Annotated in this window: 13 protein-coding genes; 2 read left to right on the top strand and 11 right to left on the bottom strand. The window is 40.9% G+C overall.

Annotated features, from left to right (window positions below):
* Positions 1-18: 18 nt before the first annotated feature.
* The 7 genes from garD to C6348_RS00430 form a co-directional block, all read right to left on the bottom strand.
* Complete coding sequence (garD, locus tag C6348_RS00400; RefSeq protein WP_106041420.1) at positions 19-1,548, bottom strand: galactarate dehydratase; 1,530 nt, start codon at positions 1,546-1,548, stop codon at positions 19-21.
* A gap of 60 nt (positions 1,549-1,608) precedes the next feature.
* Positions 1,609-2,313 (bottom strand): FadR/GntR family transcriptional regulator, encoded by a 705-nt coding sequence (locus C6348_RS00405; RefSeq protein WP_034663709.1) that lies wholly within the window; start codon positions 2,311-2,313, stop codon positions 1,609-1,611.
* A 71-nt stretch (positions 2,314-2,384) separates the two neighbouring features.
* A complete protein-coding gene (locus tag C6348_RS00410; protein ID WP_411266096.1) occupies positions 2,385-3,755 on the bottom strand; it encodes an enolase C-terminal domain-like protein in 1,371 nt (456 codons plus the stop codon).
* Positions 3,756-3,776: 21 nt separating this feature from the next.
* Positions 3,777-5,153 carry an MFS transporter gene (locus C6348_RS00415; RefSeq protein WP_106041424.1) on the bottom strand — a complete coding sequence of 459 codons (1,377 nt, stop codon included), beginning with the start codon at positions 5,151-5,153 and terminating at the stop codon, positions 3,777-3,779.
* Positions 5,154-5,217: 64 nt separating this feature from the next.
* Positions 5,218-6,684 (bottom strand): alpha-ketoglutaric semialdehyde dehydrogenase GucD, encoded by a 1,467-nt coding sequence (gucD, locus tag C6348_RS00420; protein WP_106041426.1) that lies wholly within the window; start codon positions 6,682-6,684, stop codon positions 5,218-5,220.
* A 21-nt stretch (positions 6,685-6,705) separates the two neighbouring features.
* Positions 6,706-7,632, bottom strand: a complete 927-nt coding sequence (kdgD, locus tag C6348_RS00425; RefSeq protein WP_106041428.1) for a 5-dehydro-4-deoxyglucarate dehydratase — start codon at positions 7,630-7,632, stop codon at positions 6,706-6,708.
* 184 nt (positions 7,633-7,816) lie between these two features.
* Positions 7,817-9,181, bottom strand: a complete 1,365-nt coding sequence (locus tag C6348_RS00430; protein ID WP_106041430.1) for an alkaline phosphatase — start codon at positions 9,179-9,181, stop codon at positions 7,817-7,819.
* 353 nt (positions 9,182-9,534) lie between these two features.
* Here C6348_RS00430 and C6348_RS00435 point away from each other — a divergent pair, with 353 nt between their 5' ends.
* Positions 9,535-10,368, top strand: a complete 834-nt coding sequence (locus C6348_RS00435) for a C40 family peptidase (protein WP_106041431.1) — start codon at positions 9,535-9,537, stop codon at positions 10,366-10,368.
* A 140-nt stretch (positions 10,369-10,508) separates the two neighbouring features.
* Here the strand turns inward: C6348_RS00435 and C6348_RS00440 are convergent, their stop codons facing one another.
* The 3 genes from C6348_RS00440 to C6348_RS00450 are packed head-to-tail and all read right to left on the bottom strand — an operon-like array spanning position 10,509 to position 12,329.
* A complete protein-coding gene (locus C6348_RS00440) occupies positions 10,509-10,799 on the bottom strand; it encodes a hypothetical protein (RefSeq protein WP_034663689.1) in 291 nt (96 codons plus the stop codon).
* The gene (locus C6348_RS00445) at positions 10,787-11,845 is read right to left on the bottom strand and encodes an anti-sigma factor (protein ID WP_034663685.1); all 1,059 of its coding nucleotides are present in this window, start codon (positions 11,843-11,845) and stop codon (positions 10,787-10,789) included. The genes C6348_RS00440 and C6348_RS00445 overlap by 13 nt, the downstream gene beginning before the upstream one ends.
* A complete protein-coding gene (locus tag C6348_RS00450; RefSeq protein WP_003211938.1) occupies positions 11,838-12,329 on the bottom strand; it encodes a sigma-70 family RNA polymerase sigma factor in 492 nt (163 codons plus the stop codon). The genes C6348_RS00445 and C6348_RS00450 overlap by 8 nt, the downstream gene beginning before the upstream one ends.
* A 372-nt stretch (positions 12,330-12,701) precedes the next feature.
* Here C6348_RS00450 and C6348_RS00455 point away from each other — a divergent pair, with 372 nt between their 5' ends.
* Positions 12,702-13,304: a lysophospholipid acyltransferase family protein gene (locus C6348_RS00455; protein ID WP_034663683.1), complete on the top strand. Its 603-nt coding sequence runs from the start codon at positions 12,702-12,704 to the stop codon at positions 13,302-13,304.
* 39 nt (positions 13,305-13,343) lie between these two features.
* On the opposite strand, the gene C6348_RS00460 is transcribed toward C6348_RS00455, so the two are convergent.
* Positions 13,344-14,675 carry a hemolysin family protein gene (locus C6348_RS00460; RefSeq protein ID WP_012009419.1) on the bottom strand — a complete coding sequence of 444 codons (1,332 nt, stop codon included), beginning with the start codon at positions 14,673-14,675 and terminating at the stop codon, positions 13,344-13,346.
* Between the last annotated feature and the right edge of the window lie 18 nt (positions 14,676-14,693).

Consider the following 14,693-nt stretch of genomic DNA (forward strand, 5'->3'; position numbering starts at 1 on the left):
TAAAACGGACATCTTCTTTTATGTGACTGGGGCTGGGTTAAATAGGCACAGATCATTATAAATCCCCCAATGATCGGCCCATGTTTCTTTCCTGCCGCTGGCGACATCTAATATATAGTGAAATATATCTGTACCCACTTCCTCAATTGTTGCTTCTCCAGTTGCAATACGGCCTGCATCAAAATCAATAAGATCTGGCCACTGTGTCTGTAAGCTGGTTCTCGTAGACACTTTTACTACGGGTGCAGCTGCTAGACTGTATGGAGTCCCTCTGCCTGTTGTGAAAATTTGCAAATTCATGCCAGAGGCGAGCTGCAGTGTCCCGCAGACAAAATCGCTTGCCGGCGTAGCAGCAAATATTAATCCCTTGGTTGCTGCTTTCTCACCAGGCCCAATCACACCAGATATTGGACTTGTGCCAGATTTGACGATAGAGCCAAGCGCCTTTTCTACGACATTGGATAAACCGCCTTTTTTATTTCCTGGGGAAGGATTTGCACTTCTATCTGCCTGCCCTCTGTTTAAATAATTGTCGTACCAATTCATTTCCCGTATAAGTGCCTGCCTCGTTTTTTCATTAACAGCCCTTGGTGTTAATAGGTGAATGGCATCCCGCACTTCTGTCACTTCTGAAAAAAGAACGGTTGCGCCTGCTCTGACAAGAAGATCTGCTGCATATCCAACGGCAGGGTTTGCCGTTACACCTGAGAATGCATCGCTTCCTCCGCATTGTAAGCCCACCACTAAATCCGATACAGGACAAGGGACGCGCGTCCGTCCATTGAGTTTCATTAGTTTGCGCTCTGCAGCCTTCATAATGGAGGTAATCATTGAAGAAAAGCCTGATTCTTCTTGTAAGGTTAAAATATCGTGTTGCTGATCTTCTGAGACGATGCGTGAAGGTACGAGTTTTTCGCAGCCTAATCCAATGATCAGCACCTCTCCTCCAAAGTTTGGATGTGTGGCTAGGTTTTGGATGGTTCTGATGGGAATGAACGCATCTGGTGCATGAATGGCTACACCGCAGCCGTACTGATGGTGGAGGGGAATAACGTCATCGACATTTGGATATTTCGGCAGCAGCTCTTCCTTGATTTTTTTGACGGCGTAGTCAAGAACCCCCACGACACATTGCACGCTTGTTGTAATTCCGAGAATATTTTTAGTACCAACAGAATCATCTGAATTTCGGTAGCCCTCAAATTCATAGCCATCCAGCTTTTTAAGAGGAGAGCCGCTGTATGTTTTGCATGATAATTCTTCTAAAGGAGGAGGGGCTGGCATTTGAACAAGCTGCTCTTTCACCCAACCTCCTTGCAGGATGGTTTCGTTAGCGTACCCAATGATTTCACCATATCGGATAATTGGAGCATGCTGTTCTATAGTCTTAAGTGCTACTTTATGCCCTTGAGGGATTCGTTCGGTTAACGACAATCCACTCGAAAAGACAGTGCCAGCTGGTAATCCACCATCATTAACGATGATTGCCACATTATCCTTTGGGCTTACTTGAATATATAGGGGTGCTTCCTGTGCCTTTTGATTCAAGAGATCACTCCTTCGAAAGCGTTATCATTTTAGAGGAGAGGAAGCATATCCGCTTCCACATCATGGCGTTTGATTTAACCCTTTTAAAATTTTATCACGTACAAACTTCAAATGTTCATGCATATGGAAGTGTGCTTGATATGGGTCTCTAAGTCGAAGCGCTTCATAAATTTTCCGATGATAATTAACGGTCACTTTTTTTTCTCGATAAGGAATTTGACTGTCAATCTTGGCATGTGATACTAAAAGCGCCTGAATCATACCTTCAACAACGGGATTGTTTGCACTTAAGGCAATAATCCGATGGAATTCTTTATCCGCTTCACCATAGTTGTTATCTGTACTTTTCTCAATCATTTCAATGGTTTTTTCTAATTTTTTTAATTCTTCTTCACTGATCTTCTCAGCAGCAATGGTGACAAGGCCTAGTTCTAGTACCATTCGAGCCTCTATAATGGCTGGTAAATTATCTTGAGCCAGTGCGAGCATTACAGAAAAAGGCTGGTTGCTAATTTTATCATTAAAGTATGTGCCGCCTCGAGTTTTCCTTGTGATGACACCTAATGTTTCAAGAGAACTTAAAGCCTCGCGCAGTACAGGACGGCTTACTGATAGAATTTCCATTAGTTCCATTTCTGTCGGCAGTTTGTCACCAGCTTTTAATTGCCCGCTAGACAATAAATGAACGATACGTTCAATGACTTGTTTTGCTAATGTTTTTCGATTAACAGTTTCAAATTTTAGTTCATCTATGCTTTCATTCACGAGTCATTCTCCCCCTTCAGTTGTTCAATTGTAAGACAAAATGAAGGGGAACACAATCATTTACAGTCAAACTACCGAATTAAACACGGTTTTTTCGGATCGAATGTCCAGCCATCGATGAGATATTGCATCTGAATGGCATCATTTCTTGCACCAAGCTTCATTTGTTCATATAAACGGTTGGCCTCCTCTAGCTTTTCTATATCAATTTGAATACCCAGCCCAGGTTCTTGAGGCACTTTTATACGACCTTCTTTGATTGAAAGTGGGTTCTTGGTTAATTGCTGTCCGTCTTGCCATATCCAGTGGGTATCAATGGCTGTTATATGACCTGGTGCGGCAGCGGCAACGTGTGTAAACATGGCCAGGGATATATCAAAATGATTGTTAGAGTGCGATCCCCAGGTCAAGCCGGTATCATGACACGTTTGAGCTACTCTGACCGAACCTTCCATTGTCCAAAAATGTGGGTCCGCCAGTGGAATATCAACCGCATGTAATTGGATCGCATGTGACAACTGACGGAAATCAGTTGCGATCATATTCGTAGCCACTTGAATTCCTGTAGCTCGTTTGAATTCGGCCATAATTTCTCTGGATGAGAATCCGTCTTCTGCTCCACATGGATCTTCTGCATATGCAAGCAGATGTTGTTTTCCTTTCCAAAGCTGAATGGCCTCATCAAGAGACCAAGCTCCATTAGGGTCAAGTGTGATACGGGCATTTGGAAAACGTTTTGAAAGAGATTCTACAGCTTCCATCTCTTCTTCTCCAGAAAAGACGCCGCCTTTTAACTTAAAATCCTGAAATCCATAGCGTTCATAAGCCGCTTCAGCCAAACGGACAATGTCCATCGGTGTTAGTGCTTTTTGACGCCTAAGCCGGAACCAGCTGCAAGATGAATGATCTTCTTTCAAATAGGGGAGAGGGGTTTTCATCTGATCCCCTATGTAAAATAAATACCCAAGCATGTCAACTTCCTGTCTATGTTGACCGGTTCCTAATAAAGAAGAAACCGGTTCTTCTAAAAATTGACCTAATAAATCCAGCAAAGCAGCTTCTATCGCTGTAACTGCATGTATTGTTGTCCGAGAGTCAAAAGTTTGATTGCCTCTACCGCCTGTATCGAGGTCTTGAAATGTATGCTGTACCGATTGCAGGATGGCATGATGTTGCCCAATTGGTTTTTGGAGGACAAGTCTGGCGGCATTTTCAAGTGTTTGACGAATGTTTTCACCGCCGGGAACTTCGCCGATTCCTTGACGACCACTGCTATCGGTTAAGATCACAACATTTCTTGTGAAAAAAGGTCCATGCGCTCCGCTTAGATTCAAAAGCATACTGTCATGGCCTGCAACAGGAATCACCTTCATGTCAGTAATGTAAGGGAGATTGGTTGTTCGTTCTTTTTTCACTTCTTTTAAGTGTTGATTCATATGCATCCTCCTTTATATAAAACGTTTTCAAATTGAACTTGATGGAACTGAAGCCGGTGGAGTGGAAGGGGGTTCTTTTAGATTCACACGTTTAATGGGACCCACAAGGAATAAATAACTTAAGATCGCAATGACGGCATTACTTCCGACAAAGACGAGCGCACCACTGAAAGAGCCTGTCGCATTTACAATATATCCAATGATAATGGGGGTTGTAATAGACGCAATGTTGCCAAAGGTATTAAATAAACCGCCGCTTAAACCCGCACATTCCTTTGGAGAGGTATCTGATACAACGGCCCAGCCAAGTGCCCCAAATCCTTTTCCAAAGAAAGCAAGCGACATAATCGCAACAACAATCCAAGAAGATTCTGTATAGTTGCAGATAATCATACTGCATGAAAGAAACATGCCTATAATAATCGGTGTCTTTCGTGCGAAAGTAAGCGAGTTCCCTCTTTTTAATAAAAAATCGGATAACAAGCCGCCAAGAATCCCGCCTAAAAAACCGAAGAGAGCTGGCAGGGAAGCAACAAAACCTGCTTCGAGAATGGACATTCCTTTTGCTTGAACAAGATACACGGGAAACCACGTTAAGAAAAAATAAGTGAGGGTGGTAATACAATATTGAGCAATGTAAACGCCGATTAACATCCGATTTGAAAGTAATTGTTTCACGTATGGCCATTTTGGTTCTTTGTTTTGCTGGCTCTTTTCATCGTCCATTGAGGTCAAAGCCCCGCCTTTTGAAATGTAGTCAAGCTCTGCTGCATTAATTTTCGGGTGCTGTTTTGGGTTATAGACCGTTTTTAACCAAAGAATAGACAACAAGATACCGAGAATGCCCATGACAATAAAAACAGAATGCCATCCTAAAGAATGTGTAAGCCAGCCCATTATAGGGGAGAAAATGACAAGCGCAAAATACTGAGCTGAGTTAAAGAAAGCAGAAGCTGTTCCACGTTCAGAACTAGGAAACCATGCAGCTACTACACGACTATTTCCTGGGAAAGAAGGAGCTTCAGCCAGCCCTACTAAGAATCTCAGGGAAAAAAGAAGAATAATCGCAGTACCTGCTGTAAAAAAACCTATGGCACCTTGAAGCAATGTAAACAAAGACCAAAAGAAAATGCTGCAGGCAATGACAATTTTAGAGCCAAATTTATCTAATAAATAACCGCCAGGCAGTTGGCCAATGACATATGCCCAGCCAAAAGCAGAAAAGACATAACCCATTGAAATAGAGCTAAGACCAAGATCATGCTGAACAGAATCTCCAGCAATCGATAGGGTAGCACGATCCGCATAATTGACAGAAGTGACAAGAAACAGCATGAAGACGATAAACCAGCGGACAGAGGTTTTTTTATCAGTTTGTGAAGCATGGAAGAGTTTATTTATCATAATTTCTTCTCCTTTTCTAAATAGAGAATTGAGGAGGGCAGGTGCCCTCTCAAATGCTTCAAATTTACGATTTAATGAAAACCGTTTGAATGGCTGTGAAAAATTCCTTTGCCGCTTCTCCTTGTTCACGAGAATGAGAGCTTGATTGTTTCATTCCACCAAATGGAGCCTGTAATTCTACTCCTGCACTTTCTGCATTAATTCTAATGAGTCCTGCTTGGATATTCTGAATAAAGGTCAGCATACGGCCGATGTTTTGTGTGAAAATAGAAGCGCTTAAGCCAAATACCACATCATTGGCAATGTGAAATGCTTCATTTATATCTCCCACTTTGATTAAAGCAATGACTGGCCCAAATATTTCTTCTTGAGCGATGGTCATGTCTGAGGTGACATGTTCAAAAATGGCAGGCTCTATATAATAGCCATTCTGATAATCACCATCTGTTAATGGTTCCCCGCCAAAGAGAAGGTTAGCTCCTTCTTTTTTTCCTGTTTCAATATAGGAAAGGCATTGATCAAGCTGTTGTTTGCTTGCGATTGGACCCATCCATACGTCTTTTTTTAAACTGTCCCCAATAGTGATTTCCTGCGTCTTTTGAAGCAGCTTTTCTTTAAAGGCATCATAGATGTCTTCTTGGACAATGACTCGGCTCGTTGCTGTACATTTTTGTCCTGTTGACCGGAAAGCTCCTGTAATGGTGGCTTCCACCGCAAGATTAAGATCCGCATCATTGGCTACAATAACGGGGTTTTTCCCGCCCATTTCAAGCTGATACTTGATGCCTCGTTCAAAGGCTTTTTGACCGATAGCTTTACCAGTTGCATTGGATCCAGTAAATGTAATCCCTTGGATATTTGGATGTTCAATCATTCCTTGACCTACAACAGCTCCCGACCCTGTTACCATATTGACTACTCCCTTTGGGAGATGAGCATCTGCAAAGCAGGCCATGATTTTTGCGCAAGTAGCCGCAGTTTCTGTCGCAGGTTTAATGACGACCGTGTTGCCATAAATGAGTGCAGGTGCCATTTTCCAAATAGGGATGGCAATAGGGAAATTCCAAGGAGAGATGACGCCTACAACACCTAATGGAACCCTTTTAGTGAACATGAGTGCTTCTCGATCAGTAGAAGGAATGACATCTCCTTCTTTTCGCATCCCTTCGCCGGCATAGTAACGCAGGATGGCCACACCGCGTGCCGCTTCTCCTTTTGCCTCCGGAAGTGTTTTACCCATTTCTTTTACAGCAGTGACTGCAATGTCATCGAGACGTTCCTCTAGCAAATCAGCTGCTCTATAAAGATATTGTCCTCGTTCTGCACCTGATAAATCTCGCCACGCTGTCTTTGCTTCATGTGCTGCAGTGATAGCTGCGTTCACATCTTCAAGGCTTGAGCGCTGTACATATCCAACGACCTCTTCTTTGTCGGCAGGATTCTGGATGGGGATCACTTCTCCTGTCGAAGCCTTTACCCATTCACCATTGACATAATTGAAGTACGTTTTTTGTTTCACTGAAATGGACATAATATGATCTCCTTTCTATTGTTAATTCACAGCCGCTTTTTTAGGGAAGCGTTCCATTGCGTGCTGCAAAATGCTCTCTAGTTCTTGATAGTGTTCTTTCTCTACAGGGACAACAGGTGGTCTTGCTGAATTGCGGACAGCATGCCCCATGATGTTCATGCCAGCTTTAATTAATGAGACAGCATAGCCTTTTCTCTGTTGACGAATCCGGTTAATCGGTAAAATTACACTTGTGTATATGTCCTTGACCATTTCCTGATCACCAGTCTTCAGTGCGTGATAAAACATTCTTGAGATGTGAGGGATATAGTTTGAAATGGCGGAGGAATAGGAATGAAAACCAATCGGTAAGTAAGCCGGCATTGTGACCTCTGCCATAGGCAATCCATTTAGATAGCTGAGCCTGTCGCCTATCGTATAGGAAAGGTTCACGTTTAAATCCATATCACCGACCCCATCTTTTACACCAACAAGCTGTTCAAAAGTAGTGAGCCGTTTGATTTGCTGCACTGAGAGAACAGCATTATCTCGTTGATACAAGATGGCATTTAAGTTTGTACTTTCCATAATGGTTTTGGCGTATTCATATAGTCCTTCTTGTTCTCCATGAATTAAATAGGGAGGGAGTAATAAGAAACCATCAACGCCTTTTTCCTCGGAAATTCTCGCCCATTCCAGGGCAGTATTTAAATTTCCGCCAACTCCTGAATAAACAGGGACTTTACCACCGGCAGCTGCCAGTGCCACATCAATCATTTGCTCGTATTCTTTTTGACTAATAGACTGGAATTCTCCCGACCCACAAGCAATAAAAATGGCATCAAGCCCTTCGTCTAGTAAGAATTGAATGTTTTGAAATAGTGCTTCCTCGGAGAGCTGTCCATTTGCTTGAAAAGGGGCAATAGGAAACCCTAATATGCCTTCTGGTGCTTTTCTACCTTGAATCATGGTTAAAAACCTCCTGTGAAGTGAATTGTTAAAAAGAAAGGTAAGCGCTACCAAAAACTCTTTTGTTTTATTGTAAGACAAATAAACAGTTTGTCAATATCTTTATTTTCAGAATTTTACCTGGAAGATTGAACAATAAAAAGAGCAGGTACTTAGTGCACCTGCTCTTACAAAGATTTTTGTCTTATTGATGATTAAGTAATTTAAAGATATGTTTGGCCTGATCTGTATTTTCCATCAGCCCTTTTAGTTTTTGACTGGATGGTCCGTATGCAAAGAATGGAACTTCATCACCCGTATGACCTGATGTTGTCCAGCCTGTATGTGATCTCATGTTGATCACTTCTTCAATCGCATCATCAATTTTAACAGCATCCTTTGTTTCAGAAGCCTTTTGAATGGAGGCTATTTCTTCTTTTGTAAATTCAAGATCGATATATTGTTTCAACGCTGACTCAACAGGCATGCCGCTGACAATTTTGTTTGCAATAAAGTCAGGCGTCTTTTTCGCTGCTTTTACCGGTTTGTAATCCCAGCTGCCCGAGCCGTCTGCTCCGAAGGAAAGTCCGCCAGTTGAATGATCGGCAGTGGTGATGACTAACGTATTTTTATCCTTTTTTGCAAAACGAATGGCTTCTTCAAATGCTTTTTCAAAATCCTTCATTTCACTCATTGCACTGACAATATCATGATCATGTCCAGCCCAGTCAATTTGGCTGCCTTCAACCATAAGGAAAAATCCTTTTTTGTTTTTAGACAGCTGTTTAATGGCTGAGGACGTCATGTCTTGCAGGGAAGGGGTCTTTTTATCACGATCAATCGCTTTATCAAGACCACCGTCAGCAAAAATGCCTAGCACCTTTTGATTTTTGTTTTTTTGTAAGGCATCTTTATTGGTGACATAATCATATCCGGCTTGCTTGAATTCTTTCGTCAAATCACGATCCTTCCGGACAAAATCGACAAGACCTCCGCCAAGCATGACATCGACTGTATGCTGTTTTCCGATTTTTTCATCGAAGAAATCATCAGCGATGGCTGCTGTGTTTTTTCTCGATACATCGTGAGCCGCATACGCAGCAGGGGTGGCATTTGTTAATTCAGATGTCACGACAAGTCCCGTAGATTTTCCCTTCCGTTTTGCTTCTTCTAGAACTGTTTTTAATTTTTTGCCGTTTTTATTTACACCGATCGCATTGTTGTAAGTCTTTTTACCAGTTGCCATAGCTGTACCAGCTGCGGCAGAATCGGTGATATTGCTTTTAGAGTCGTTAGGGTATGTTTTGTGCATGCCAGTGAGGTAAGGGTCAAACGCTGTTTGTTTTGAAAGGTCTCCGTTGTGTTTAAATGAACGGTAAGTTGAAAGATAAGGAGTTCCCATGCCATCCCCGATCAGCACGATCACATTTTGCACGTCATTTTTTGGCTTCTTTTTAGCCTCTGCTTTGTCAGCCTGTCCAAATTCAATCCCTGAAAAAATGCCAATCGATAGCACAGATGCTGCCGCTACTGCAGCGATTTTCGTTTTCGAGCTTTTCAACACACTCATTCATTTTGCCTCCTCATTGTTTATGTATCGCTCTTACGTTTACAATGGTAGAGCAGAATTGTGGATTCCCATTTACAGGATCGTAAAGTTCCCTTTAAAATTGTAAAGGTCTACTTTACATAGAATGGACCAAAAAGAGAAATGAATGTATCATTTATCCATGACAAGATGCGTTTATTTTGTCATGATTGTGTAATGAAAATGAAATATAAAGAACCCTAAAAAAAAATAAATTTTGCCGAATTAATAAGCATAATGTCGTAGGAAGTCAAGACTATTTCTTCTGGTATTTGATCCTTATAATAGTAAGTAGATAAAATTCGGATCACGATAGATACATACAGGAGGAACAAATGAAAAAACAATTGATCACAGCTGCAAGTGCAGTTCTACTTGGGACGACATTATTTGCCGGAGCTGCCTCAGCACAATCAGTAAAAGTTCAAAAAGGTGACTCTCTTTCTGTTCTAGCGAAAAAATACAAAACAAGCGTGAGCAAGATTAAATCAGACAATAAGCTGAAATCTAACACGATTTATGTTGGACAAACTTTAAAAGTAAATGGTACTTCCTCAAAAAAAACAGCGAAAACATCAAAAACAACAACAAAAGTAAAAGCGGCTTCAGCGACAGCGACTCATAAAGTTGTGAAAGGTGATACATTATCTAAAATCGGCAAAAAGTACGGCATGACTGTAAAAGAGCTGAAATCGTTAAATAAACTCAAAACAAACCTTATCAAAATTGGACAAAAGCTAAAGGTCAAAAAGACATCTAAAAAAGTGAAGACAACACCTGTTAAAGAAAAAACAGTTTCTGCTTCTTCTTTAAACACGTCTAAGCTTGTATCGGATGCTAAAGCGCACAATGGCACACCATATAGATGGGGTGGAACGACACCAAAGGGCTTTGATTGCAGCGGGTTTATGTGGTATATCATTAACAAACAAAAAAAGATTTCAAGACAAACAACTGAAGGTTTCTGGGGATCAATGAAAAGCGTATCAACACCAAAGGTTGGCGATTTTGTGTTCTTTACAACATATAAATCGGGTCCATCTCACATGGGTGTCTACATTGGGAACAACAAGTTTATTCATGCTGCTTCTGATGGTGTGACGATCAGTAATATGAATTCAAGCTACTGGAAGCCGATTTACCTTGGAGCGAAAACATTTGTGAACTAATTTATTCTAAGAGACTGCTTATGAAGCAGTCTTTTTTTATTTGCGCTGTAGACTTACCGTTGGGTATATTTAAGAAAATACCAAAAAGCCAGTGCTGCTTGGCGTTAGTCAAGTAACACTGGCTATTCATCTAATGAGATTTAAAAACCTAATTGAAGATCGACATCGATCGATACGATGGTGTAGACACAAACAATAACAAAGATATTCAGTACGACACCAAGGAACCCTGGGCCCGTACGGCCTTTTTTAATGAACAGTTCAATAATGCCAAATGGAACTGCGGCCATTGCAAAAGGAAGCATCTGAAAAGAATAAAATGTCACGTTGCTGATAATGGCGAGGTTCAGCATGAGCAGGGATAATATCGCTGTACCGACGGAAATCCAGCCAAATACATTATGCTCTTTAAAAATTCTTACCAATTCCATAATTCCACCTCGCTCACTTTTGCCGTTTTAATGCGTTTTGTCTTCACAAATTTCTCGATTTCTTTCGAAGGACCTGTGATCACAGAGCCATAAATCGTGACACCATTTTGGTTGATATAGCGTATTCGGTTTGACAGATCCAGTTCAGGTCTGCCAGAGATCGTTTTTGCCCAGGTTGGGTGCTGATCGACATAAGCAAGGGCATCTTTAAATTGATCTACCTCTGTTTTTGATGTGTGCTGAAGTTCTTTTAAGAATTCAGAGTCTTTCCCAGGGAAGCCGATTGGCCGCTGATTCCCGCTTAATGAATCCTCTGTTTTAATCGCATTCCAGAGCACTTTCATATCATATTTTTTAGCAAAGGAATAAACGTCCTTTGGTGTATAAGCTTTGTCATAGGATACATACACTTCACTGACTGTTCCTTCAGGAAGCTTGTCTAAAGTAGTGAGTGTTTGTTTTTTTGATGCATCTGGCTGCGCCGAAGGATGGGTAAAGAAATCCTCCGTATCGCGTGCGCTGTCACCATAATAAGAGATGGTAGGCTGCTTTAATTTATCGAAAAACATCTCGATTTGTTCACTGCCAATGGCTTCTGTTTTATTGCCAATTTGTTTTTGCAGCTTCAATTCGGTGTTCATCCCAAAAAGCTTGACTTGGCCTTTTAAATCCTTCATATCAATCGCCACGTTTGGTTTCGTCAAAGCGACGGTGACAGCGGCTGTTTCCATGAAGTGATTCCCTTTGCTCTCTGCTCCGCCCACACCGTAGTATAGATAACTTCCTAATGTACAAAGCGGTAAAATAATGAGTGTCGATATGACAGCAAGCACGGAAATCCGTAAATAAGACTTTCTTTTTCCGTATTGTAAGATGGCTTTTTGCTTTTCAGGACTGATGGAAAAATCTGTCCAATCCGAGTCGTTCAGTTCCTGACTTAAGCGTTTTTCGTTTTCTTCAAGTTCTTCTTCAAACGCCATCATTTCTTCCTCGTTCATCTCACCATTATTATATTGTTCCCATCGCTTGTTAAACTCTTCATTCATCATTAACACCTCTGTTGTAAAGTGCTTTTAGGCGCTGCCTTGCACGAAATAAAACACTTTTAAAATTTGCTTCAGTAATATTCATGACCTTGGATGCTTCCTTGTAATTCAGTTCTTTTAAATAATACAATGTCAACGCTTCCTTGTAGTTATCTGGAAGCTGCTCTAAATACATGTTGAGGACTTCTTTTATTTCAACCTGTTCAGCAGGGCTTTGTACAGACGTTTGTAAAAGGCCGCCAATTAGATCATCCGATATGGTCACTTCTTTTTTATGTTTCCTGACATAATCAATAAAAGCATTTCGTGCCACCTGAAATAACCAAGGTTTCACTTTGCTATGGTCGTAGGAATGAATATGTATATAAGCACGCATAAAGGTTTCCTGCAATAAGTCTTCTGCCAAATGTTTGTCTTTTGTCATGGAGAGCAGAAACCTGTAAACATCGTTCATATACATTTGATAAATTTCATCGATCGTCACTGATTTTTCTCCCCTCTATGTTATACACGCATAAGAAAGGCATAAAGTTGCACGAAACTTCTCAATACCGTACATTACTCATCTCTTTCGCCGAATCAAAATCATTTCTCCTTATCATAGCGAAATTTACGCCATTTATAAAGCATTTTCAATAGAACAAATCAGGAAAAAACCTTAAAAAACGACAAAATTGGACACAATTCCTCTTCTATTCTCTCCTAAAACCATGGACCTGGATACAGAAAGAACGGTGATTCTTAACGAAAAATGATGTGATGGTTTGTCTGTTTCATGAAATTTTTAGTACCAGGTAATAAAAAATTTGTTATAATAGAAACAAATCCTTCATTCTTCAAACAAAGGAAGTGCACTATGTATAAATTTTCAGGCTATACCATCAAAGTATTATTTTCTCTCCGAGGCGGAATCAAAGTATATCAAAAAGAGAATCTGCCAACGGATCGGGGGTTTGTCATTGCATGTACACATGAGGGTTTTGTGGATGTTCTTGCATTAGGCGCAGGGATTCTTCCGTTTGAGATCCACTACATGTCAAAAAAAGAATTGTTTGCAAATAAATGGATCGGTGGATTTTTAAAGAAGATTCATGCCTTTCCAGTTGATCGAGAGAATCCTGGGCCAAGCAGTATTAAAACGCCCATTAAATTATTAAAAGAGGGAAAGATCGTTGGGATTTTTCCAAGCGGAACACGTACAACAGAGGATGTACCTTTAAAAAGAGGTGCGGTCACCATTGCCCAGCTCGGTAAAGCGCCAATCGTTCCAGCAGCGTACAAAGGACCGTCCAATGCGAAAAGTCTTTTCAAAAAGGGGAAAATGCGCTTAATTATCGGTGAACCGATTGAGCAGTCAGAATTTGAGCATCTGCCGCCAAAAGAACGGTTAGGTGCCATGACGGAAGTATTAAACACGAGAATTAAAGAACTTGAAGCTCAATTAATGGAAAAGGCATAAGAAAAACGACCGCTTGCTTTGGCAAGGGTCGTTTTTTTCTTAAGAAGCGCCTTCTTCAGCGGCTTCTGCTAATTGTTCATTTAACTTTTTGACTTCGATATATACCACATGGTGTCCATCGACTTCATTAATGATAAATTCATAGCCTTGTTCACGAATGGTGTCATTTTTCTCAACTTCATATTTCTGTGTAAGGAACCATCCGCCGATCGTATCGACCTCTTCGTTATCAAGCTGCGTACCTAAGAGCAGGTTGACTTGGTCAACTAGAACCTTTCCATCAAAGATGTAATGGTCTTCTCCAAGTTTACGAACTTCGTTGATTTCATCAATATCGAATTCATCACGAATTTCACCGACGATTTCTTCAAGAATGTCTTCTACAGTCACAAGACCTGCTGTACCGCCGTATTCATCTGATAAAATCGCCATGTGTACACGTTCACGCTGCATTTTGAGCAATAAATCATGTACAGGAACTGTTTCAATCACATGAATAATCGGGTTGACAAACTTTTCGATTGTATCACTTGTAGAACACTCACCGCTAATGCAGGCAGTGAGAACCTCTTTAATGTTCAGAACACCAATCATGTTATCTTTATCGCCATCTTCAATTGGATAACGTGTATATTTCTCTACCTTGGTCACCTTCAGCATTTCCTCAATGGTAATATCATGAGGGAAGCTGACAACTTCGGTACGAGGAATCATAATTTCTTTCGCCAGACGGTCATCAAATTCAAAAATTTTATTTACATATTTGAATTCAGACTGGTTAATTTCGCCGCTTTTATAGCTCTCTGATAAAATAATCCGCAATTCTTCTTCAGAGTGCGCCATGTCATGCTCAGAAACTTGCTGAAGACCGAACGCTTTTGTTAACAAACGAGCAGATCCATTTAATACCCAGATAAACGGGAACATCACTTTGTAAAAAATCATGAGCGGTCTAGCAAAAAGAAGAGATACTTGCTCCGCCTTTTGAATGGCGAGTGTTTTTGGTGCAAGTTCTCCAACCACAACGTGTAAAAACGTCATAATACTAAACGCAATAATAAAAGTGACAATAGAACTAGCTGATTGAGGAATGGACAGCTCTACAAATAGTGGAGCAAGCATGTGCGCAATTGTTTCTTCCCCTAACCAACCAATACCAAGGGCGGTAATGGTAATACCGAGCTGACAGGCCGACAGATACTCATCAAGGTGAGTCGTGACATGCTTGACAGCAACTGCTGTTTTATTACCTTCTGCGATTAACTGATCAATTCTTGAGCTTCTTAAGCGAATGATCGCAAACTCTGATGCTACGAAAAATGCGGTTAAAGCTATAAGCAAAGCAACTATAAGTAAATTAACTATGTCCAATTAAGGCCTTCGTTCTGA

The organism is Bacillus sp. YBWC18 (genome assembly GCF_002998775.1).
Taxonomy (GTDB): domain Bacteria; phylum Bacillota; class Bacilli; order Bacillales; family Bacillaceae; genus Bacillus.

What these genes read in the sequence shown, in the direction of transcription:
- C6348_RS00410 (WP_411266096.1), bottom strand. Translation starts at nt 3,755, where the DNA reads ATGCATATGAATCAACACTTAAAAGAAGTGAAAAAAGAACGAACAACC.
- C6348_RS00415 (WP_106041424.1), bottom strand. Translation starts at nt 5,153, where the DNA reads ATGATAAATAAACTCTTCCATGCTTCACAAACTGATAAAAAAACCTCT.
- C6348_RS00440 (WP_034663689.1), bottom strand. Translation starts at nt 10,799, where the DNA reads ATGGAATTGGTAAGAATTTTTAAAGAGCATAATGTATTTGGCTGGATT.
- C6348_RS00455 (WP_034663683.1), top strand. Translation starts at nt 12,702, where the DNA reads ATGTATAAATTTTCAGGCTATACCATCAAAGTATTATTTTCTCTCCGA.
- gucD (WP_106041426.1), bottom strand. Translation starts at nt 6,684, where the DNA reads ATGTCCATTTCAGTGAAACAAAAAACGTACTTCAATTATGTCAATGGT.
- C6348_RS00445 (WP_034663685.1), bottom strand. Translation starts at nt 11,845, where the DNA reads ATGAATGAAGAGTTTAACAAGCGATGGGAACAATATAATAATGGTGAG.
- kdgD (WP_106041428.1), bottom strand. Translation starts at nt 7,632, where the DNA reads ATGATTCAAGGTAGAAAAGCACCAGAAGGCATATTAGGGTTTCCTATT.
- C6348_RS00430 (WP_106041430.1), bottom strand. Translation starts at nt 9,181, where the DNA reads ATGAGTGTGTTGAAAAGCTCGAAAACGAAAATCGCTGCAGTAGCGGCA.
- C6348_RS00435 (WP_106041431.1), top strand. Translation starts at nt 9,535, where the DNA reads ATGAAAAAACAATTGATCACAGCTGCAAGTGCAGTTCTACTTGGGACG.